24 protein-coding genes and 1 riboswitch are annotated in these 23,199 nt (G+C 31.1%); of the genes, 18 read left to right on the forward strand and 6 right to left on the reverse strand.

Annotation, left to right across the window (positions count from 1 at the left end; translation table 11 throughout):
- Positions 1-89 precede the first annotated feature (89 nt).
- From EQM13_RS08805 to EQM13_RS08860, 12 genes are all read left to right on the forward strand, one after another.
- Positions 90-980, forward strand: coding sequence for an ABC transporter ATP-binding protein (locus EQM13_RS08805; protein WP_071138700.1), 891 nt, complete (start codon positions 90-92; stop codon positions 978-980).
- Positions 973-3,132: a M1 family aminopeptidase gene (locus tag EQM13_RS08810; RefSeq protein ID WP_114217753.1), complete on the forward strand. Its 2,160-nt coding sequence runs from the start codon at positions 973-975 to the stop codon at positions 3,130-3,132. Before EQM13_RS08805 ends, EQM13_RS08810 begins: the two co-directional genes overlap by 8 nt.
- Positions 3,125-3,868 (forward strand): hypothetical protein, encoded by a 744-nt coding sequence (locus tag EQM13_RS08815; protein ID WP_128752479.1) that lies wholly within the window; start codon positions 3,125-3,127, stop codon positions 3,866-3,868. The genes EQM13_RS08810 and EQM13_RS08815 overlap by 8 nt, the downstream gene beginning before the upstream one ends.
- A gap of 19 nt (positions 3,869-3,887) precedes the next feature.
- Positions 3,888-4,403 carry an RNA polymerase sigma factor gene (locus EQM13_RS08820; RefSeq protein ID WP_071138697.1) on the forward strand — a complete coding sequence of 172 codons (516 nt, stop codon included), beginning with the start codon at positions 3,888-3,890 and terminating at the stop codon, positions 4,401-4,403.
- Entirely contained in the window at positions 4,404-4,718 is a 315-nt protein-coding gene (locus tag EQM13_RS08825; protein WP_071138696.1) for a hypothetical protein, read from the forward strand. It begins immediately after the preceding gene.
- Entirely contained in the window at positions 4,699-5,376 is a 678-nt protein-coding gene (locus EQM13_RS08830) for an ATP-binding cassette domain-containing protein (RefSeq protein ID WP_114217752.1), read from the forward strand. The genes EQM13_RS08825 and EQM13_RS08830 overlap by 20 nt, the downstream gene beginning before the upstream one ends.
- Positions 5,377-5,380: 4 nt before the next feature.
- Positions 5,381-6,502 (forward strand): hypothetical protein, encoded by a 1,122-nt coding sequence (locus EQM13_RS08835; protein WP_114217751.1) that lies wholly within the window; start codon positions 5,381-5,383, stop codon positions 6,500-6,502.
- A 49-nt stretch (positions 6,503-6,551) separates the two neighbouring features.
- Entirely contained in the window at positions 6,552-6,929 is a 378-nt protein-coding gene (locus tag EQM13_RS08840; protein ID WP_114217750.1) for a BlaI/MecI/CopY family transcriptional regulator, read from the forward strand.
- A gap of 20 nt (positions 6,930-6,949) precedes the next feature.
- Positions 6,950-8,239, forward strand: a complete 1,290-nt coding sequence (locus EQM13_RS08845) for a M56 family metallopeptidase (RefSeq protein ID WP_128752480.1) — start codon at positions 6,950-6,952, stop codon at positions 8,237-8,239.
- 96 nt (positions 8,240-8,335) lie between these two features.
- Positions 8,336-8,665: a hypothetical protein gene (locus EQM13_RS08850; protein ID WP_114217748.1), complete on the forward strand. Its 330-nt coding sequence runs from the start codon at positions 8,336-8,338 to the stop codon at positions 8,663-8,665.
- Positions 8,666-8,753: 88 nt separating this feature from the next.
- A complete protein-coding gene (locus EQM13_RS08855) occupies positions 8,754-10,697 on the forward strand; it encodes a M28 family metallopeptidase (RefSeq protein WP_161567206.1) in 1,944 nt (647 codons plus the stop codon).
- The gene (locus tag EQM13_RS08860; RefSeq protein WP_128752481.1) at positions 10,694-12,814 is read left to right on the forward strand and encodes a M28 family metallopeptidase; all 2,121 of its coding nucleotides are present in this window, start codon (positions 10,694-10,696) and stop codon (positions 12,812-12,814) included. Before EQM13_RS08855 ends, EQM13_RS08860 begins: the two co-directional genes overlap by 4 nt.
- An 80-nt stretch (positions 12,815-12,894) precedes the next feature.
- Here EQM13_RS08860 and EQM13_RS08865 read toward each other — a convergent pair whose 3' ends face one another.
- Genes EQM13_RS08865 through EQM13_RS18730 form a run of 3 tightly spaced genes read right to left on the reverse strand, consistent with a single transcriptional unit; the run spans position 12,895 to position 15,237 of the window.
- The gene (locus EQM13_RS08865) at positions 12,895-13,629 is read right to left on the reverse strand and encodes an amino acid ABC transporter ATP-binding protein (RefSeq protein ID WP_114217745.1); all 735 of its coding nucleotides are present in this window, start codon (positions 13,627-13,629) and stop codon (positions 12,895-12,897) included.
- Positions 13,630-13,664: 35 nt separating this feature from the next.
- Positions 13,665-14,399 carry an amino acid ABC transporter permease gene (locus EQM13_RS18725; protein WP_071138689.1) on the reverse strand — a complete coding sequence of 245 codons (735 nt, stop codon included), beginning with the start codon at positions 14,397-14,399 and terminating at the stop codon, positions 13,665-13,667.
- Positions 14,400-14,412: 13 nt separating this feature from the next.
- Complete coding sequence (locus EQM13_RS18730) at positions 14,413-15,237, reverse strand: transporter substrate-binding domain-containing protein (RefSeq protein ID WP_071138688.1); 825 nt, start codon at positions 15,235-15,237, stop codon at positions 14,413-14,415.
- Between the two features lie 145 nt (positions 15,238-15,382).
- A riboswitch (Lysine riboswitch) is annotated at positions 15,383-15,572 on the reverse strand.
- Between the two features lie 243 nt (positions 15,573-15,815).
- On the opposite strand from EQM13_RS18730, the gene msrB reads away from it, so the two are divergent.
- Positions 15,816-16,283 (forward strand): peptide-methionine (R)-S-oxide reductase MsrB, encoded by a 468-nt coding sequence (gene msrB, locus EQM13_RS08880; protein ID WP_071138687.1) that lies wholly within the window; start codon positions 15,816-15,818, stop codon positions 16,281-16,283.
- 66 nt (positions 16,284-16,349) lie between these two features.
- Here the strand turns inward: msrB and EQM13_RS08885 are convergent, their stop codons facing one another.
- Positions 16,350-17,105 (reverse strand): IclR family transcriptional regulator, encoded by a 756-nt coding sequence (locus EQM13_RS08885; RefSeq protein WP_128752482.1) that lies wholly within the window; start codon positions 17,103-17,105, stop codon positions 16,350-16,352.
- Between the two features lie 194 nt (positions 17,106-17,299).
- Between EQM13_RS08885 and EQM13_RS08890 the strand changes: the two genes are divergently transcribed.
- From EQM13_RS08890 to lexA, 5 genes are all read left to right on the forward strand, one after another.
- Positions 17,300-17,749 (forward strand): GNAT family N-acetyltransferase, encoded by a 450-nt coding sequence (locus EQM13_RS08890; protein WP_071138686.1) that lies wholly within the window; start codon positions 17,300-17,302, stop codon positions 17,747-17,749.
- 219 nt (positions 17,750-17,968) lie between these two features.
- The gene (locus tag EQM13_RS08895) at positions 17,969-18,535 is read left to right on the forward strand and encodes a sigma-70 family RNA polymerase sigma factor (protein WP_071138685.1); all 567 of its coding nucleotides are present in this window, start codon (positions 17,969-17,971) and stop codon (positions 18,533-18,535) included.
- Entirely contained in the window at positions 18,522-19,577 is a 1,056-nt protein-coding gene (locus EQM13_RS08900) for a DUF4179 domain-containing protein (RefSeq protein WP_071138684.1), read from the forward strand. Before EQM13_RS08895 ends, EQM13_RS08900 begins: the two co-directional genes overlap by 14 nt.
- A 439-nt stretch (positions 19,578-20,016) precedes the next feature.
- Positions 20,017-20,985 (forward strand): tyrosine recombinase XerC, encoded by a 969-nt coding sequence (locus tag EQM13_RS08905; protein WP_071138683.1) that lies wholly within the window; start codon positions 20,017-20,019, stop codon positions 20,983-20,985.
- 79 nt (positions 20,986-21,064) lie between these two features.
- Positions 21,065-21,679 (forward strand): transcriptional repressor LexA, encoded by a 615-nt coding sequence (gene lexA, locus EQM13_RS08910; protein WP_071138682.1) that lies wholly within the window; start codon positions 21,065-21,067, stop codon positions 21,677-21,679.
- A gap of 4 nt (positions 21,680-21,683) precedes the next feature.
- Here lexA and EQM13_RS08915 read toward each other — a convergent pair whose 3' ends face one another.
- A complete protein-coding gene (locus EQM13_RS08915) occupies positions 21,684-22,376 on the reverse strand; it encodes a ribulose-phosphate 3-epimerase (RefSeq protein ID WP_071138681.1) in 693 nt (230 codons plus the stop codon).
- An 18-nt stretch (positions 22,377-22,394) separates the two neighbouring features.
- Positions 22,395-23,075, reverse strand: a complete 681-nt coding sequence (locus EQM13_RS08920; RefSeq protein WP_128752483.1) for a fructose-6-phosphate aldolase — start codon at positions 23,073-23,075, stop codon at positions 22,395-22,397.
- Positions 23,076-23,199 lie beyond the last annotated feature (124 nt).

A 23,199-nucleotide genomic window follows, 5' to 3' on the forward strand; every position in this document is an offset into this window, starting at 1 on the left:
AAATAAACATATAAAAAAATTTAAATTTTCCTATATCTATCTCTGTAACTTTTCTACCATTCCTTCGAATATATAGTGGAGGGATGATAATGAATATAAAATTGGAAAACATCAGTAAAAGATATAAAAGCATAAAAGCACTGGAGAACATTAATTTAAGTATAGATTCTCCGGCTATGATAGGATTTGTGGGACCTAACGGGGCGGGAAAAAGTACCCTTATGAAAATATTGGTAGGCCAGCTCCTTCCTACAAATGGCAGTATCACAATAGACGGGATTCCTTTAAACAAGAATGAAAGATATCTTAAAGAAAGACTCGGATATCTGCCTCAGGATTTTGGGCTATATGAGGAATTGAAAGTGGATGAGTTTCTGGATTATATTGCTTCCCTGAAGGGAATAAAAAAGAACAAATCAGAAGCTGTCGACAGAGCTATAAGCATGACAAGTTTAAAAGAAAAAAGAAAGTACAAGATAAGAACCCTTTCGGGAGGGCAAAAACAGAGGGTAGGAATTGCCCAAGCCATACTTAACAATCCGGAACTGCTTATAGTGGACGAGCCCACTGTAGGTCTTGATCCGGAAGAGAGAATAAGGTTTAGAAATCTCTTTTCCGAAGGTTCAAAAGACAGAATAGTTATATTATCAACTCATATTATTGAAGATGTAGAATCAATATGTAATTCAATTATTGTTTTAAATAAAGGGAAAATATTTTTTGTCGGAGAACCCAATGAACTGATTAAAGAGGCTTTGGAACATGTAGGAACTATAGAAATTGAAGGAAATGAGAGAGAAAAAATATTAAAAAGTGAAGTAAAGGGTGAATTCAAGATTACTTCAACGGTTATTACCCCCAAAGGGACTAAATACAGGATCGTATCGGAAAAACTGCCCTCATCTTTTGATAAAATAACTCCTTCTTTAGAAGATGCTTATATATATTGCATGTTGAAAGGAGAAACTGAAAATGAATGAAATTAAATATATGTTCAAATCTAAGATAATAATTATATTGATTTTAATTACATGTATAATATTGGCAATAGGAGTCAATTCATTAAATATGACAAACGATTTTAAGCTGTTTTATTTAAAAAGAACATCATCAACCATATCCTTTAATTCCGCAAAATTTGGTGCTGAAATTTGCTCCATGTTATTTGCTTTATTTACCGCATTGACTTTAGATAAGGATAAAAGAAATAAAAGTAAAAGTATCATAGAGTCGAATTTAAACTATTTAAGTATAGTAAAAATCAGGATTATCTCCATAGTATTTTATGCTGTTTTGACGACTATAATGGGAATGGCAATGGTTATGATTGTACAGAAGGTTAAATATGGCATACCCATTGATATCTATTACTATTTATTTAGCTACGGGCTCATATTTTTCTTAACTATTTTGTTTTCCGTTTTAATAATATCGGGATTATATTTGTTAACAGAAAGTTTGGACATGAGCATTATAACTTTCGGATTGCTTTTTATCAAAAGTTTGACATCAAACAATTATTTATTGAACTGGATAGGAACCAATATGGATGTGGTTTCGGATTTTACGGGCATTGGCCCTGTAAGCAAGACAATTATTTATAATAGACTATTATGGTTTTTTATTTCCATGTCCGTATTTTTTATAGGGTTACTGTTCAGAAGAAGATATGAAAATAAAATATGGAAATCATTTCTGATAAATATAAAAAACAAGGGACTACTGGTTTTAACCATATTTAGTTTATTGGGAAGCAGCTTTGCCTATGCTAAAGAGCCCTATACTTCAGAGCCGGCAAATAACATTGAGGTACATTCCGATGAAAATATATATTTAAAAGGCATTTATCCCGAAGTAGACTTCAATACCAAAGGAGGAGAGATGAATGCTCACGTTTTATATGACCTCATAAATAAAGGTTCTGAGACAATAAAATTTTATATAAATGAGGGACTTAAAATAAATTCTCTAAGAGTTAACGGAGAGAAAACGGAGTACAAAAAAGTTAAGAATGAGAACATCATCGAAATACCCATACCTTCTGAGGAAAAAATAAAAATAGAATTTTTCTATGAAGGGAAAGTAAAATGTGACAGAGATGGGGTAGGAAGAGCAATGCCGGGTTATATTTCCAAAGACAGCATATATCTTCTTGAAGTTTCGAATTGGATATTCAGACCTATAGTCCAAAAGGGCGATTTAATAGATATTTCCGGATATTTATCAGCTTCGAAGGATTTAACCGTAATTACACCCGGAAAACTTGTAAGTGTAGAATCAAAAGGGGATAAAAATAAATGGATATTTGAATATAGTTCCCATACTGCGGATATAGGAGCATTTGCGGGAAAATATAAAAAGACTGAAATTAATGTAGAAAATATGACCGTCGAATTTTATTATGCTCCAAAACACGAAGAATACGTGAAAAACATGAAGATAGAAGAACATATAAAAAATATGATGAAATATTATATTGAAAACATAGGAGAATATTATTCAAAAAAGTATCCGCTGAAAATTGCCGAAGTTTCCATATATAAAAGAGGAGGCCATTCTTCCGAAAATGTCATAACTTTTTCAGAAAATAGTGTGAATCGTGAGGAAAGCATGTATTCCGTAGAGAATGAAAAGGAACAAATAAATGATTTCGGAAGAGTTTCCGTTTATGCCGATGACATTCAGCTTATTGCTCACGAAATGGCTCATCAATGGTGGGGCACAGGTGTAAATATTATAGAAAATAGCCCTTGGTCTTCGGAAGGACTTGCAAATTATTCTTCTTATAAATATATACAAAAAGAGTTCGGAGATATGATTTCATCAAATGTTTTTTTAAGTCCTTGGAAAAACAGAGTGGCTGAGCTTAAGAATTATTATTATATAAAAAATAAGGATATGAGAGACAAATTGAATCCCAAATTTATAAAGTCCTTAGAAATGGAAAATAAGCAGACCGAATTGTATTATTTGATGCCTCTTGAGCTTCTAAAGGGAGAAGAAATTCAGGGAGAAAAGGTCTTTTCTGAAGGAATAAAAAGAGTTTATAAAAAATATTTATTGAAGAATTTGACATATAATGAGTTTCTTAAAGAAATGAATCTCACCAAGGAGGCGATTGAGGTTGAATAACATCGGATTAATGAAATATGAAATTAAAAGAATAGTCGGGTCTAAAAAATATCTGTATGTTCTTTTGCTGATTGCAGCCACTACCTATGATTCATTGACAAGATTGGTAATAAACGGATATCTGGGTACAGCACCTTTCTCCCAGTGGACTTATGCTTTTTTTATAAGCATGATTTCCCCGGTATTAATGGCTTCAATGATATTTATTGTGTCGGATATTTTCAATGAAAAGGAAATAAGAGTAAGAAGTATAATATATTCATCGCCTATATCCCAAATCCAATACTATATGTTGAAGTCCTCTTCGGTATTTGTTATATTTATTTTGACATCTTTGGTTCCGATTTTTATGAGCTTTATATATTATAAGGCCATATTCGGATACAGTGAATTTGGAAGCTTTATAAAATTTATAATCGTTTTTTTGCTTCCGACTTTCATATTCCTTCTGGGCTTAAGTATGATATTGGGAAAGATTAACGGAAAACTGATTTATGTGTTAATTCCTATTACATTTTTGATGGGAATGTTGAATTTTGATAATATAATACCTATATGGGCCGATATATTCGGAAACAATTTCCTGAGCACATATTCATATATGATGCTTTTGGGAAGGAAAACTGAAGCCGTGGCCTTTAAATTTCCAAGTTCATTTATCTTTACAAGACTGGAATTAATTATTTTAGGAATAATATTCTTGGTATATACATTCATAAAAACAGAAAAAAAATAATGTTTTGGGAGGTGAAAAAGTGGATGAACAGTTGAAACTATTGAAAAACGGAGATGAACAAGCCTTCGAAGAATTTGTAATCAAATATAGAAAGCAAGCTGTAACCTTTGCAATGAGCATATTAAAGGACTATTATGCTGCTGAGGATATAGTACAGGACAGTTTCGCCGTATTTTATGTATACCGAGAAAGGCTTAATAATTATAGTACTGCCAAATCCTACTTATTTTCCATTATACACAACAAAACCGTAGATTATATCAGAAAGAACAATAAAAATTTAAATCTGAAATTTGGTGCTGTATCCACTTTTTCTCCTGAAGAACAGGTAATAAATAAAGAAAAGGAAGAAAGGTTTACAAGGAGTTTTAACAGTTTAAATTTCAATCAAAAAAAGGTGCTTTATCTATATGCTTTTCAGGAATTATCATATAAGGAAATAGCTGAAATATTGGGTATGAGCTTGGCACAAGTTAAAATAACCATTTTTCGTGCAAGAAAAAAACTAAAAGATTTTTATGGAGAGGTGGATTAAATGGATAGCCGGGAAAATGATCATAAATATATAAATGAAATATGGAGACGAATTAATATTAAGGAATATGATAAAATTCAACTTCAGAAAATTAAGGAAAACAAAAAAACATTAAAAAGAATACGAATTCGTTGGATGACGTCTACATTTGGAATTTCATCTGCCGTGTCATTAACTCTATATTTTAAATTCGGAATGGGAATGAAATTGATATTGATGTCAACTCTTATTTTTTTAGTTTCATCTCAACTATACGAATATTTTTCATTTAAGGAGATAAAAAGGAGGATATACCGTGAAAATAGAGGTTATTAAACTGGTAAAAAATTATGGTGGGATAAAGGCTTTGGATGATATAAGCCTTAGCATTATAGGCAGCGGTATCTACGGATTGTTGGGTTCTGAGGGTGCAGGGAAAACCACATTTATGAGAATATTATCTACTGTAACAGCCAAAACCTCAGGAGAAATTTATATTGACGGAATAAGTATAGAAAATAAAAAGGCTATAAGAAAAATGATAGGATATCTTCCTCGGGAGTTTTCTTTTTATCCTGATTTCACGGTATATGAAACATTAGATTATTTTGCCGTTCTTTCCGGTAAAAAGTTTCTCAGAGGAGAAATATATGACATATTGGAAAGAGTGAACCTTCAGGATTTATATAAAGAAAAAATAAAAACTCTTTCCAAAAGCATGAAAAAAAGATTAGGAATAGCAGTAATTACGGTAAAAGACCCTCAGGTAATCATAGCAGATGAACCGACAGCAGGTCTTGATAAGGAGGAAAAGGTAAGAATCAAAAACATATTTTTTGAAATTGGAAAGGATAAAACCGTTATTTTATCTGCTTCTGTTGCTGAAGATATGGAAGGATGTAATACCATAATAGTTTTAAACAGAGGAAATGTAATCTATAACGGTATGGTCTTGGAGGATGCTTGTATGAAGTTTAGAGAGAAAGAGGTATAAAAATATGTTTGGGAAAATTTTTTCAAAGGAATTAAAACAACAATTTAGAAGTTTTACTATTGTCATATTAATAGTATCTGCATTTCTATTTTACTATACTCAATTTATCGGTGATTTGAAGCAGTGGTGGATAAAACCCATTCCACTCAGGACCGATACTGAAGTAATTTTGGAGAAAAGAGAAAAAGGGTTTGCAATAGATAACAAAGATGTTGAGAAAGCCGTATACGAAAGTATGAAAGCCGATTATGAATCAGGATATACTTTAAGGATAAGAGGAATAAGCAGGATATATGAGAAAATAAATAATAGTCAGAAACAAGTTTTGAAAGAAGCTATAGATGAAATTGAGAACAAGTCTCTCAGTATTTCTTATAACGAATTTGAAAAAATTATGAAGTCTGTAGACAATGCCTTGGGAGGAAATACATCCTATAGTGAAAAATATTACTTATCTATTTTTGCTGTCCAAGGTCCCTATGAATCGGAAATGAAAAGATATAATAAAATTCTTAAAGAAGATAGAGTTACCAATGCTTATGCAAGACTTTTTGCGGATTATATGGGTGTGGGTGTAGGTTTTTTCGTGGTTTTTATTACGGCATTTACTTTTATTAAGGATAGAAGATATAGTGTAAATGAATTTATATATACAAGTCAAGTTTCTTCTTTTGAATATGTGGGAGGAAAATATTTGGCAGATGTACTGATATCTTTCTTTATAGTGTTATTGGCGGCAGGCCATGCTACCTTTATGTTTTACGAATTTTCAAAATTAAACGGAGATCCCATATCCTACGGGGCATTTTTCAAATATACGGCTTTGTGGATTTTACCTACTATTATGTTTGTGTCATCCTTAAGCTATGTATCTCAGCTTATCTTTGACAATGGTATTATACCTATAATAATACAGTTTATACTTTGGATATATAGTATAAACATGGACAACAAATTCAATAAATATATAATCAGATTTAACAGGATAGTCCCTTATTCTGAGTTTAAAACCTTTGAAAACAGTATATTTATAAACCGAATTTTCTTTACACTATTGTCAATACTTTTGTTTTTTATAGCAGTAAAGCTGTGGGATAAAAAAAGAGTTGACAATTTCAGTAGATGATTATAGAATAGTATTAAATAATAGAATGAATATGTAGGAGGTTCATTATATGAGACTCAGCAATTCCGAGCTAAATGTTATGGAAGTAATCTGGAATGAAAAGTATATAAACGAAAGAAATGAAATACAGGCCCTGGAAGTAGCAAAGGTATTGGAAAAAGAATTAGGGTGGAAAAGAAATACTACTTATACTGTTTTAAAGAAGCTGATCGATAAAGGGGCTATAGAAAGGTATTATCCAAACTATACCATTAAACCATTGGTATCTAAAGAAGAAATTGCAATAACTGAAACAGAGAGATTAATTGACGGCATATTTAAAGGTTCTGCAATAAATTATCTATCAACATTTTTGAGCACAAAAAAATTATCTTCGAAGGATATAGAAGAGATTAAAAAGATGTTTGACAAATTGGATAAAGCTTAAAACGGTTTGGAAGTGAAATTATGTATATTATCGAAAGAGGTCTTATAGCGGGGATATTCATTGCTGTTATTGTATTATTAAGAAAATTCTTAATTTATAGAGCGCCTAAATATACTGTTATGGTTCTATGGGTAATCATTATTCTCCGATTGATAACGCCGTTTTATATTCAACCGGACTTTAAAATTCCAGAGAAGGATTTTTTAAAAAACAGTACTGGGTCCATTTTGCCCAGATTGAATTTATACATATATAATTTCGAAGATAATTTCAACTTTAGGTTTCCGAGATTATATCAATATATAACCATATTGATTATAGGCATTTATGTAATTCTTCATATACATTGGCAAATAAAAAGATTAAGGCGATCAACGAAAGTTGACTACAGTGAAGAAATTAAATATTGGATGGGAAGCGATCTTTCAAAAAGGAAGATAGTGATACTAAAAAATGATGATATTAGGACTCCAATTACTTATGGGGTTTTCAAACCAAAAATAATATTTCCGGAAAACGTTTTAAATAATGACAATATAAACTTAAAATACATTTTGGAACATGAGTTTATACATATAAAGAGATTTGATCAAATTTGGAAAATAGTTATAAATATAATAATATGCATATACTGGTTTAACCCTCTGATTTGGGTTATGTATAAGTATATCAACAGAGACTTGGAAATTACATGTGATAAGGAAATTTTGGACAAGTTGGGATATAAAATAAAAAAAGAATATATTGAAACGATATTATTTCTATCCCAAAAAGAGAATGATTTTAAAGATTTTGCATCGGGTTTTGGTATTCATCCGACGAGGGAAAGAGTAAAGGCTATCGTGGAATATAAAAAGTCAAGAGTTTTATCACGGATCATAAGTGTAATAACGGTATTATTCTTCATGCTTTCTTTTGTTAAATCAGAAGGATACGGAAAAATTCCGAAAACCATAGAAAACTATACCGAAAAGGATGATGGTGATTTAATACAGCATAGTATGTCTGAACACGATATTTTGGATTCCTATGACAATGAAAGCTATTCCTTTAAAATGAATTCCCTCACGACCGGAGACTATAATCAATTCAGAACCGAGATACACAGCACCTCATCGCCAGGAGATAAGAAGGAGTACAAGCTCGTTATTACAGAAGGAGGAGAGGAAATATACAGCAAAATATATCGGAACGACATCAATATAACTACCATAAACGCAAAGCATGGAAAGAAATATAAAATTACGATATTAAATATGGCAGATACGATATTCACTTATGATATAGAGATAACAAGGAAAAGAAAATAAAAAGAGCTTTTTATTTAATGCCATATGCTGAGTACATCAAAGGGTAATAGAGACTTAAGATAACAATAGAAAGAATAATAAAAGGGGAGTAATATGATGAAAAAATATATATCTGTTTTTTTAGTTGTGTTGTTAATGTTTGCAATATTTGTTCCAGTATTTGCAGACACAGATGATAGTCAAATAGAAGGTCAAGAAGAAATCATGTCACCAATATGTCCTGAATGTGGAAGAGGGAGTTTTCTAAAATATGATACAGTTGAAAGAGGTCAAGAAACAGAAACTGAAGATTGCTATTATGAAGGTTGTATAGTGACCAAAACATATCAACTATATGAAGATTATTACAGATGTACGTATTGTGGACATACTGATAGTGCTGAGCGAAGAACACTGATTTCTACAAGGCATTCAATAAATCATTAATAAATTTAACCTTATCATATTTAATTAATTAAAATATCAGCATATGGCATTTTTTTATATTATACCTAAAGATAAAGGAGGAGAAAAAATGAATAGAAAAAATATCAAAAAAGTCATATTTTTGTTAATCATACTTCTTTTACTGACAGGCTGTGCTAAAGAAACATTAAAGCCTGATTTTTCAACGGTAAAAAGTACTTTATATGCATTGGAAGACATCGAATACAGGGGAATTAATACAAAGGGAAACTATGAATTTACGGATAATCTAAAAAAATATTTAAAAAACCTGGAAAGCGATAATCTGAAGATGTATACTCAGGAATTTACGGTGAAAATGGGGGAGAATCCAAAACTCATCATATCCGACGAGGACAGCGGTATTTCTTTTGATATGGATAATGCCAAATTTACCTCCTTAAATACAGAAAAGATGAAAATACATAATGCTGTGGTTACTGATGATTTAAATGAGATTAAAAATAACAAGGAAGAAGACTATATATATTTAATAAGGGATATTAAAAATTTAGGCAAAAGCCAGTATTATGCCAATATCGTTGCAACTATCGCTTTAAGCAAAGCTGAAAATGATGATATCTTTCCTATGGTAGAAGACGGGATTCCCGGACTTCTTGTAGATGAACAAACTTTAAAAAAAGCAGAAAAATTCAACAATAAGAGTGCAGAAATATCATTAGAAGCGGATATAAAGGATGTCAAATTGGAAAATGTCTATATGATATATGGGAAAAATGAAAATAAGGATGCCTTGGTATTGAGTGCTCATTTTGATTCAATAGGGAAGAGTGAAGTAAAATATTCTAAGGGGATACTCGACAACGGAAGCGGAGTAGCCGTGGTATTGGACAGCCTCCGCAGGACAATCAATGAAAAGCTGAATACGGATAAGGATATAGTCTTTGCATTTTTTAATGCCGAGGAAGGACGGCTTTTGGGAAGTAAAGAATTCAGTACCTTGATGGATCAAAAATATAGTAATGTAATAGATATAAATTTCGACTGTCTCGGAGAAAAGGGAACCGATACTATATACTACGGGATGTCCGACAGCATATCCGAAGATTTGGTAAAGAAAAATGTAGAAGAGGTTTTTTCGGATAAATACCCTGTTGAAAAATATGATTATTATCCGTCGGACCATAGAAATTTTGCAAACTATATTTACATATATAATATGAAATATCCGGACTCCGTTATTATTCATACATCAAAAGATAATATAGATATTATGGACATAAATAAATTGGAGGATATTTCAAAAAAATGCTTTGATTTTGTCAGACAGATATCTCAAGTCAAGACGAACGAATTGATGACGAAAAATGTCCAAACATCGGTTCATAAAGAAGTTACATATATGAATTCATTAAATTTTGGAGAATATGTTTTTTATGAATACAAAGATGAACATACGGATAAGATTGATTTTTACATTCAGGATAAGTATAAAATGACTGTAAACAGCTTATCTGATATAGATGAAAATTCCTTGAGAAATATGGAGGTTGAGGATGGAAGTTATAGCCTATATATAGATTTTGACTTACCGGAGATACCTTATGATGGAAAAAAGTTAGACAAAGTAGAAAATTATTTTGACGAAACTCCGAGCTTTAAAGAGCTATACAATAAGTTTCCTATAAAAAGAGTTTCCATTTTATGTTATAAAAATAATGACCTTGACCAGCACCAATACGGTTTTTACTTCCAGAAGTATGATTCCGAGACTAAAAAGGCCATAGGGGACTATTATGACAAGAACTTTGAAAGTATGGATAATTTAGTTAAAAAGAAAAATGAAGAAAGAAATATATATATAGGGAATGAACAAAACGGAAACAGGTATATAAAAAGTATAAGAACTACTTTTTCAGAAGGAGAATACTACTATGTATGTACATTTGATTTGTTTGATGATGAACTGTCCAAGTTATCCGATGAAGAACTGATGAAATTAAATTCAAAATATATAAATGATGTATATAAGATGGTGAATAAGTTAAAATGATTAAAAGAGAAAAAATGGTAAGAAAAAATATAAAAAAAATAATATTATTGTCAGCCGCCCTTCTTTTATTAATGGGGTGTGCCAAAGAAACATTAAAGCCTGATTTTTCAACGGTAAAAAGTACTTTATATGCGTTAGAAGATATCGAATACAGGGGAATTAATGCAAAGGGAAACTATGAATTTACGGATAATCTGAAAAAATATTTGAGAAGCCTGGAAAGCGATAATCTGAAGATGTATACCCAGGAATTTACGGTGAAGATGGGGGAAAATCCGAAACTCATCATATCCGACGAGGACAGCGGTATTTCTTTTGATATGGATAATGCCAAATTTACCTCTTTAAATACAGAAAAGATGAAAATACATAATGCTGTGGTTACTGATGATTTAAATGAGATTAAAAATAACAAGGAAGAAGACTATATATATTTAATAAGTGATATTAAAAATTTAGGCAAAAGCCAGTATTATGCCAATATCGTTGCAACTATCGTTTTAGGTGGGGCTGAAAATGACGGTATACCTCCTTTAGTAAAGGAAGATGCTATGAGACTGCGTGTAGATGAACAAAGTTTTAAAAAAGCAGAAAAATTCAGCAATAAGAGTGTCGAGATATCATTAGAAGCGGATATAAAGGATGTCAAATTGGAAAATGTTTATATGATATATGGGAAAAATGAAAATAAGGATGCCTTGGTATTGAGTGCTCATTTTGATTCAATAGGAAAGAGTGAAGGAAAGTATTCAAAAGGTATACTCGACAACGGAAGCGGAGTAGCCGTTGTATTGGACAGCCTCCATAGGACAATCGATGAAAAGATAAATACGGATAAGGATATAGTCTTTGCGTTCCTTAATGCTGAAGAAGAAGGACTTTCGGGAAGCAAAGAATTCAGTACCTTGATGAATTTAAAATACAATAATGTAATAGATATAAATTTCGATTGTATTGGAGAAAAGGGGACTGATACCGTATACTACGGAATGTCGAACAGCATATCAGAGGATTTAATAAAGAAGAATATGAATAATATCTTTGGGGATAAGTATTCCCTTAAAGAAGACAATCAGTATCTTTCAGACCATGTTAATTTTACAAATTATATTTATATATATAATATGGACTATGAGAAAACATTATATCCCAATACATCAAAGGATAATGCAGATGCCGTAGATATGGACAAATTGGAGGATATCTCGAATATGTCCTTTGATTTTATCAAGCAAATTGCTCGGACCAAAACAGATAAATTGTTGAATGGAAACGTACAAACATCGGTGAATAAGATGACTACATATATGAATTCTTTGGATTTCGGAGAATATGTTTTTTATGAGCTCAGTAACGAACACCCGGAACAAATTAATTTTTATGTTCAGAATCAATACAGGACGACTGTAAGCAGCTTGTCCGATTTGGATGAAAGTTTTTGCGGAAGTATGGAAATTGAGGATGGAACTTATAACTTAAATATGGACTTCGATCTTCCCGGAAAGCCTTACAGAGGAGAAACGTTGGATAAAGCAATAAACTATTTCAGAAGAAAACCAACCTTTAAAGAACTGTACGATAAATTTCCCATAGGAGGCTTTGGTATTCTATGCTATAAAAATAATGATCCTTCTGACATTCAGTATAGTTTTTATATCAATAAGTATGATTCCGAGACTAAAAAGGCCATAGGAGATTATTATGAAAAGGATTTTGAGAACATGACCAATTTGGTGAAAAAAAAGGACGGAGAAAGAAATATCTATATAGGGGAGGAACAAAACGGAAATGAGAATATAAAGGTTATAAATACCACTTTTTCAAAGGGAGAATACTACTATGTATGTAAACTCAGGCTGTTTGACAGTGAACTGTCTAAATTGTCTGATGATGAACTGATAAACTTAAATTCAAGATATGTAGACGATGCATGTAGAGTTACAGACAGAACCGTTTTAGTAGATTGGTATACGGAGACCGAAGATTGTTATTATGTGGGCTGCATAATAAGTAAAGTATATTATAAGTATGAAGATCGCTACAGAAATTCGGATTCCGAAAATGATGTTAATATTCGAGTAGAATTAGTCAATACCATGCACTCTATAAAGCATTAAAAAATTCATATTTGATTTTCCCTTAATATAAGTAGAAATAATAATCAGGATACTATCGTGTATATAGTATCCTGATTTGATTATTGTACTGCAAGCTTTAAGAATTCTCTGGTTCGTTTTTTTACCGGATTGCTAAAGATCTGTTCTGAACTTCCTTCTTCTTCAATGATACCTTTATCCATAAAGACTACCCGATCCGAAACATCCTTTGCAAATTTCATTTCATGAGTTACTATAATCATCGTAAGTCCGGTCTGAGCAAGTTTTTTTATAATTTTCAGAACTTCTTCCACCATTTCTGGGTCAAGAGCTGATGTGGGTTCATCAAACAGCATAATATCCGGTTCCATAGAGAGAGCTCTTGCAATAGCTACTCTCTGTTTTTGACCTCCGGATAATTGCTTTGGCCTTGCATTAATATATTTATCCATTTCAACTGTTTTCAGATATTTCATAGCTGTTTTTTTAGCTTCTTCCTTTGAACGCTTCAACACTTTTATTTGTCCTAAGGTACAATTATCTAATATGTTGTAATTATTAAATAAATTGAACTGCTGAAAAACCATGCCTAAATTTGTTCTGTATCCGTATATGTCATGAATGTCATCTAAAATATTTCTGCCCTTATATATGATTTTTCCTCCGTTCGGTTTTTCCAAAAGATTGACACAGCGAAGGAGCGTTGATTTACCTGATCCGGAAGAACCTATGATACAAATTACTTCTCCTTCATTTACGGAAAAATTAATATCTTTTAGTATTTCGTGGGTTCCGAATGATTTGTTTAAATGCTGAATATCAATAATTTTCTTCATATAGTCCTCATCCCTTCTAAATTACTTAAAAATTTTTAGAAATTCCTGTTTACATTTGCGGTATATATAGAATAGTTTTCGGGACCATCCAATTTCTTTTCAACAAAATATAAGATTCGTGTTACTGTAAAGGTCATTATAAAATAAAGGATACATGCAACGAAAAATGATTCGAAGTATCTGAAGTTATTGCCTGAAATTGATTTCGTCTGAAAATATAATTCCGATACGGAAATCACATTGAGTACGGACGTATCCTTTATATTTATTACAAATTCGTTACCGATTGACGGCAAAATATTTCGTATTCCCTGGGGCAATACTATATTCCACATGGTTTGAATATGATTCATTCCTATAGAACGGGCTGCATCAGACTGACCTTCATCAACAGAAACGATGCCTCCGCGGATAATTTCCGCCATGTATGCTCCGGTGTTAACGGAAACAATAATAATTGCTGCATACAACTTATTAATATCTATATCAAAGGCCAAAGCAGAACCGTAATATATAACCATTGCCTGTACGATCATGGGTGTTCCCCTGAATAACTCTACGTACATAAAAAGAACAGCATCAATAATTTTAAGAAAAACTTTCTTTATTCCTCTTTCAGGAAGCGGAATGGTACGAATAATTCCTACCAATAAGCCTATTATGAAACCTATAACAGTACCTATTGTGGAAATAAAAAGAGTCATTCCTGCTCCGCGAAGGAACATAGGCCAGTTTTCCGAGACAATCCTTATTATCCATTCTAAACTCATTTTTTTTCACCTCTTAATTGGCTATAGGTTGATTTTTGATAGCATTATCCATTAGAGTTTTTTGTTCTTTTTCCGAAATTTTTGATAATATTTTATTGATTTTTTCAGTCAGGTCACTATTTTTTGCAATTCCTACAGCTATGGCAGTATCATCATCAGATGTAGTAAAGCCGTCTTTTAATTCTACCATTTTGAAATCCTTGTCGGCAGTTTCCGCACTGATTCCTTCGGGACGTTCCGATACATATCCATCTATTATTCCCGATTTAAGAGCAACTCTCATTGCTGAAAAGTTATCCATAGCAGGCTGCTTTTTTACACCCTTAATCTGATCGATTACTGTATAGTGAAATGTGTTTAACTGGGCCGTTATTTTTGCTCCTTTAAAATCATTTAAGGAATCTGCTTTTTCATAAGCTCCGTCTTTTTTTACAACCATGACCAAATCCGATTTATAGTAGTTATCTGAAAAATCTATGGTTTCTTTTCGCTTAGCGGTAGGGGACATACCTGCTATTATTGCATCAATTTTTCCTGAAGTTAGTGCCGGCACAAGGCCGTCCCATTCAATTTTAACAATAACTAATTTTTTTCCTAAACCTTCAGCAATTCTTTTAGCTATTTCAACATCATATCCGCCTGCATATTCTTTACTTCCATCAATTTTTACAGCACCATTGGAGCTGTCCATTTGAGTCCAATTGAATGGAGGATATAAAGCTTCAAGGCCTACTCTAAAAGGTTCAGTTTTCTCAGAAGCATTGCTTGTCCCGCATCCTGTTAAAAGTACAAGTGTCATCATGCAAACTAATGTTAATAATAATATCTTTTTCTTCATGTCTATCCATCTCCTCTTTATATTGAATACAGTTGTAATATATAGTACTATCTGATTTTTAGGGAATTTTGCCAAATAAAAAAAGACATAAGGTGAACTTAAGTCTTTTATATATTATTTAACCTTAAATCCCTCTCTTTTCCCCTAATGAGATAGCACAACTCAATAAACTTGGGATATGTGTTTATTGAGACAGTCCTGCAATTCTTAACTGCAGGCCCAGCAAATAATACTGAGAAATATTATAAACTTCGGCGATATCTCCTTCTCCTTAGCATCAATGCTTTCTCGAACTCCGCTAAAGACTGTTAGAATATCGCGCCTCTACCTCACTTGAAAAAGTGAGGTTTTATTAAATTGTATTATTTTATAGTTTACAACAATAAAGGATATATGTCAAGCTATTCAGTTTATTTTTTTGACGAAATTCCTTATATTTTATACAAAGTAGGGAAGAGTATGGGATATTAAAATATTTTAGCTTATGTGATAGTATAAAAGAAAGAGAAATGGTAACGAATATAAAATGTAGTTTGTAAAACTTTAAAATTTTAATATTAATTAAAGAAGGTGAAAATATGAATGACAAAGAATATTCCAAACCGGATAGAGAGACTCTAAAGAAAAAACTTACTCCTATTCAGTATGAAGTAACTCAACAAAACATGACGGAAAGACCGTTTCAAAATGAATATTGGGACCATAATGAAGAGGGAATATATGTTGACATAGTTTCCGGAGAACCTTTATTTACTTCCAAGGATAAATTTGATTCGGGATGCGGTTGGCCGAGCTTTTCAAAGCCTATAAAAGATGAAAATATTATAGAAAAATCAGATAAAAGCCATGGCATGATAAGAACAGAAGTGAAAAGTAAATATGGCAATTCTCATCTGGGCCATGTTTTTAACGACGGACCCAAGGAAATGGGGGGATTAAGATACTGTATAAACAGTGCTTCCCTGAAATTTATAAAAAAAGAGGACTTAGAAAAAGAAGGATATGGAGAATATCTGAAATTCTTTCAAATTGATGTTGACAAATAGTAAGATAAACATGTTTTCAAATTTTCAAAGAGGAAAGAAATAACTTTTATCCTCTTTGAAGATTTCTTAGATAAAACCAAGTTTTTGTGAAATTTCTCTTGTGTATTGAACCAAACTTAAGCCTATTTCCCTACATAGATCTTCATTCATCCTGGATGTAGGACCTGAAATACTGATTGCTGCAAAAGGCATATTATTATGGTTTAGTATTGGTGCTGCGATACAGTGTAATCCAATTTCAAGTTCTTCAAAATCCTCCGCATATCCTTTCTTTTTTATGTTTTCCAAAGATTCAATCAATGTTTTTTTATCACATATTGTGTTGCTTGTGAATTTGGTTAATTCCATCCTGCTAATTTTATCTTTTAATATTTCAGAAGAAAGATTAGCAAGTATAGCTTTTCCTACTGCTGTACAATGAAGAGGTTGCCTTCCTCCCACTAAAGTACTGATAGCAATGGAAAGAGGACTTTCTACTTTTTCCAGATATATTACCGATAAATCATGTAATATAACTAAATTAGCTGTTTCATGATACATATTAACTAATCGTTCTAAATAAGGGACAACTATATGTCTTAGAGACGAATTCACTTTGGTACCTAATCGAAATAGCTTAAGACCCAATTTATATTTTCCTGAATTATCATTTTTTTCAAGAATACCATTTGCATATAGTGTAGAAATTAAACCAAAGGTAGTACTTTTATGAAGCCCTACCAATTTGCTAATCTCCGTAACTCCTAATTCTTCATTATTTTCAAAGCAATTTAATATTTTTATTGCTCTGTCTACCGATTGTATAATTTTTTCATTATCCAATTGAATACCCCCTAACAATATTAGTGTTATATTATAGAACTATATATTATAATATAACACAAAACACTATCATTATAACATATAAAATAACAAAAAAACAACCTTATTTAAATAATAAATCATCTATTGCTTTTTATTGAATCTTTTTGTATTGTAGTATAATAAGGGTTAGAGTCAAGGAGGTAACTGATAAAATGGACTGGAATATTAGAAAATTTGAAGATTTAAATAATAAGGAATTATATGATATTTTGAGATTAAGAAATCAAGTGTTTATTGTGGAACAGAATTGTCCTTATGAGGATTGCGATAATAGAGATAAAGATGCCTATCATTTATTTTTAGAGAATAATGAAGAAATAATCGCATATTTGAGAATATTAAAAAGGGGAGTTTCATATGAAGAAGTTTCTATCGGGAGAGTTGTTGTGGATAAAAAATATCGTAGAAAAGATATAGCCAGAAATATGATGGTAAAGGCAATAGATTTTATTGAAAGAAGTTTAAAAGAAAGAGAAATTAGAATTTCAGCTCAAGCATATCTTGTAAATTTCTATAAAAGTTTTGGATTTAAAGAAGTTTCTGAACCATACTTGGAAGATAACATACCTCATATTGAAATGTTTTATAGTAGGGTAATATAAAGTAATATAACAATATTGAAAAACGATTATTAGTTTACATAATATTATTATGTAAACTAATAATCGTCTTCCTAAGCAAAAATAAATTCTTAGAAAATTTTTCTGGGAATTTATTTTTGTTTGGAGATAGATTTTATAATTTTATTACGAAATAATAGGTGAAGGAACTAAAAGATGACTACATGTAGGATTTAATTTTAGTTAGAGAAGGTGAAATTTTTGAAAATAACCGAAGAAAATTTTATACAGGAGATGAAATCAGGGAATGAAAAATCCTTAGATTATGTAATAGATAATTATGCTTGGATAATAAAAACTGTTCTTAAGAATCATCTTCATTATATTCCAAATTATTATGAGGATTGTATGAATGATTGCTTACTTGCAATTTGGGAGAATATTGATTCATATAGTCCCGAGATATCTGCTTTTAAAAATTGGGTTGGTGGAATTGCTAAATATAAAGCTATAGATTATAAAAGAAAGTATCTGAAAGAAATGAAGAACAAAAATATTGAAGATGAAATAATTCCCGTAGAAGATAAATCTTTAGAAAAAATCATTTCTAAAGAAATAAGTGAAGAGACAGAGGAAATGCTGAATCTATTGTCTCCTGAAGATAAAAATATTTTTAAAAAACTATATATTGAAGAATTTAATATGGACGAGGTAAGCGATAAAACAGGGCTTACTAAATCAGTAATATATAATAGGATTTCCCGCGGAAGAAACAAAATCAAGAATTTGTTTAATTTAAAAGGAGGTAAGGATAGTGAAAAAGTCTAAAAACATGTATGAACTGATAAATAACATGGAGTTCAACTTAGAAGGCTATGAAATACAAGAATTAAGTGATATAGAGAAGCAAAACTTAAAAAATAATTTTAAGAAGAAAAAGCTTAATTTTAAAAAGATTGTTACTGTTGCGGCAGCTTTAGTTTTAACTGTAGGAATTTTTAGTCAAACGGAAACCGGTAAATATGTATATGCCGCTTTTGAGTCAAAGGTTTCAAAAATATCATATTCTATCGGAAAATCTCTTGGCATTGAAAGAAATATTGAGCCTTATTCAAATGTAGTCGGACAAGTGAGAGAAGATAATGGAGTTGAAGTAAAATTAGGGGAAGTGATTATAGATAAAGATGAATTAATCTTTTCTACCATAGTAAATGCAAATAAGCCCGTAGAATTTGCTCGTTTTGATACTGAAATTTTTATAAACGGAGAAAAACTTACAAATTATAGTATGTCAGGAACCGGAGGAGCAATAGACGATTCTCAAGAAACAATTTTTATGGTTGATTCTGTTGATGTAAAAGGTATCGAATTAAATAAAGATGTAGATATAAATATTATATTAAGAAATATGAATTATTTTGACGGGAAAGATGAAAAAAAGATAAGCGGAAAATGGGAATTTGAATTTACTGCAAATGGCGACGAACTTGCAGCTGATACTTATACATTGCCAATGAACTATTCATTTAATATAGACAATTTAAATTATAATTTGGAGGAATTCAGATATAATCCGGTAAATCAAAAGATAATCGGAAAAATTAGAGGAGAGTCCGACAAAGATTATGAATTGGATCTGAGAGGTCAGGACAATTTAGGAAATAAGGTGGTTTTTTCATTGAGAAGGATGAGTGATAAAAATTTTATACTTGCTTATGAAAATATTTACGGAGATTTATCCGATAAAGCTGCATCTGTTACTTTAACTCCTTATGCCCGGGAATTTCCTAAAAAGAGCGGTAAGGTAAGCGGAGAATTTAAAAAAGTAGGAGAGAGCTTTACCATTAATTTAAAGTCTAAAACGAAATAAAGAATGTGATTTTGTAGGAGCGTTAATTATATATTTAAATATATTAAAAAAACCCTTTTAAGGTAAATTGGATTTTCCTCTGGGCTATAAAGAATCCTCGATAGGTTTACATAATAAAATTATGAAAACTTATTGAGGATTTTTTAACTGAAGAATAAAGATAAAAAAGATTTTATATCATTGGCAAAGTAAATTCCGTGGATATTAAAAATTACAGTATAATAAATTACTAAATAAAGTAAACAGCAGGATAATTATTATGGTTATTAGACAAAATTATAAAACTTATAGAATAAAACTAAAATAATTTATGCTAATAAAAATATTTTTATATTCTAAAGAAGGATTTTTCAATTCTTTATCGAATATATAACATTAGTCACAAAATGTTTATTTTGTGACTAAGATTTAAACTTTTTTCGAAAGGGAATGATATGATATGGAAAACATGCCGGCTATACTAAGAGATTACTTGGATTATATGGAGACAATTAAGGGAAAATCTCCAAACACGGTAAAGGAATATTACTTTGATCTGAGAACTATGCTTAGATTTATGAAAAAAAGATTTAAATTAGTGGATAAAAATATTTCTTACGACAATATAAATATTGATGATGTTGATATCCAATTGATAAAAAGAATTCGTCTTCAGGACCTCCACGGATATATTTCTTATATAGATAAACAGAGAAACAACGGCAATTATGCAAAATCAAGAAAAGTAGCAAGCATCCGTTCTTTTTTCCATTATCTTTTTAGCATAATTGAAGTTATAGAAGAAAATCCCGCTGAAAATTTAGAATTTCCCAAGAAGGATAACCGCCAACCCGTTTATTTAACTTTAGAAGAAGCAGAAAATCTTTTGGATGTTGTACAAAAAAATCCAAATGAAATATATAGGAAAAGAGATTATGCAATTATTACCCTATTTCTTAACTGCGGTCTCAGACTATCCGAACTTGTAAGTATAGACATGGATAAGATTAGAAATGATACCTTATCAGTAATAGGAAAAGGAAATAAAGAAAGGACTATTTACTTAAATGAATCATGTATAGAAGCTATTAGCAGATACATTGATGTCCGCCCTTATTCTGATAAGGAAAAGGAAGCTTTATTCTTGAGCAAAAGAAGGCAGCGAATCAGCAATAGAGCTGTTCAGCATATGGTTGATAAATATTTAAAAGATGCGGGTTTAGATACATCTGTTTATTCTACCCATAAATTGAGACATACGGCAGCTACATTGATGTATAAATACGGCGATGTTGATATCAGAGCTTTACAGGAAATTTTAGGCCATGAAAGCGTAGCTACTACTCAAATATATACCCATATAGATGACGAAAGATTGAGACAAGCTGTAAAAAGTAATCCTCTCTCTAAAATCAAGACAAAGGATTAATCTTATAGAACTTATGTTTGAATTTTGTAATTTTGTATGTTATAATTCTTGTAATAAATTTTTTATAGGAGTGTTCTATATGTATGAAGATCTAAATGCGAAACAATCTGAAATTTTAAATTTTATTAAAGATGAAGTAAATCAGAAAGGATACCCCCCTTCTGTCAGAGAGATATGCCGTGCTGTAAAACTAAGTTCTACTTCTTCCGTTCATGCTCATTTAGAAAAACTTCAAAAAAAGGGTTACATAAAAAAAGACCCTTCTAAACCGAGGGCCATAGAAATACTTTACGGTGATTATACCAATTCCAGTAGAAAAACTGTTCAAGTCCCCATTATAGGAAAGGTTACTGCCGGTCAGCCTATTCTTGCGGTACAAAATTTTGATGGCATGTTTCCCCTGCCTAAAAATTTTGTGGCAGATAATGATGTCTTTATGTTGAAAGTCTATGGAGAAAGTATGATCGATGCGGGAATATACGACGGAGATTATGTAATAGTAAGGCAACAGACTACTGCCGAAAACGGTGATATAATCGTAGCACTTATTGACGAAGAAAGTGCTACCGTTAAAAGATTTTTTAAGGAAAAAGACCATATACGGCTTCAACCTGAAAATCCTACAATGGATCCTATAATCGTTAAAAATGTAATAGTATTGGGAAAAGTCATAGGATTGTTTAGAAAAATGTAATTCTTTACATAGCATTTTTGGCAGCTTCAATCATCTTGGAGCAGCATTTTTTTACTGTATAATTTTCTAAAAACAATCCTGACGTTCCACCTGTTAAAATATCAGCCCCTGCCTTTACAATTATTGGAATTGTACTTACATTAACATTTCCATCTGCTTGAATTCTTGTCTTTAAATCTGCATCATTTAACATTTTTCTCATCTGACGAATATGTTTAACTGCTGTAGTTTGCATTTTTTGTCCCGAAAATCCCGGATTAACTGTAAGCTTTAATATCCACGGGACTTCCTTTGCCAATGATATAAAATCCTCTCCCGGCGGAGTTGTTGATTTATAGGCAAGTATTGGTTCTGCTCCGTAATGGCGGATCATACCAAATATTTTATTGAAATTTTTCACAGCCTCATAATGAACTGCTATATAATCCGCCCCATTTTTAGCGTAATTCTCTATAAATTTTTCGGGCTCATATACTGCTAAATGTACTTCAATAGGTAAATCGGTTTCTTTGCTCATACATTTTAAAGTAGGTTCACCTAAGATAAAACACCTGTTAAATTTTCCGTCCACTACATCAAAATGATAAAAAGATACCCCGCTCTTTTCTACTTCTTCCATATCCTTTTTTAGATGACAAAGGTCCATACATGATACAGAAGCAGATATGTTAATATCATTTTCTATTATTTTTTTCATCGAAGCTCTTCCCTTTATTTATAAATTATAGATAGACTTTTCTTTTCCAAAGATGTTTTCCCAATCTAAAGTAAAATCTCCTATAGCTTTTTGTATTGAAGGCATCATAAGTGAATCATGTAAAATTTGAGGTGGTACTGTTACGGCTTGTGAACCTGAAGAAAATGCATCTACGACCTGCCCTATATTTCTAAAACTTGCTGTAAGTATTTCTGTTGAATAATTATATTTATTTATCATATTTGCTGTTGTTTCTATTACCTCTCTTGGATTTATACCTATATTCTCCATTCTGTTAAAATACGGTGCAATAAAATCAGCTCCTGTTTCAAGAGCCAAAAGGCTTTGAATTTTTGTATAAACTGCCGTTGCAGTAATATTTACTCCCTTGGATTTTAATAATCTCATAGCTTTCAATCCCTCTTCGGTAACAGGTATTTTTATATATATTTTATTATCTATATTTTCAAGTATTGTTTCTGCGTCTTTTATTATACCCTCACAATTTTCAGCCACAACCTGAATATGGATGCTTTTTTCAAAGCCCAATATTTTTCGTATTTCTTTAAAATGATTAAAAAAATCAATTTTACCTTCTTTTTTTATAATACTTGGATTATTTGTAATACCTGTTATAGGAAAAATATCTTTGTACTCTTTAATATCCTCAATATTAGCCGTATCAAACATAAATTTCATTTTTCTACTCTCCCCTTTTATTTATACATAATAATATACAAATTTATTGTTTAATATTTTTTATTATTGTTTATTCTTTATTATTGTACTACTAATTTATATATATTTCAATAGAGTATTATTG

This window comes from Acidilutibacter cellobiosedens (assembly GCF_004103715.1).
Classification (GTDB): Bacteria; Bacillota; Clostridia; order Tissierellales; family Acidilutibacteraceae; genus Acidilutibacter; species Acidilutibacter cellobiosedens.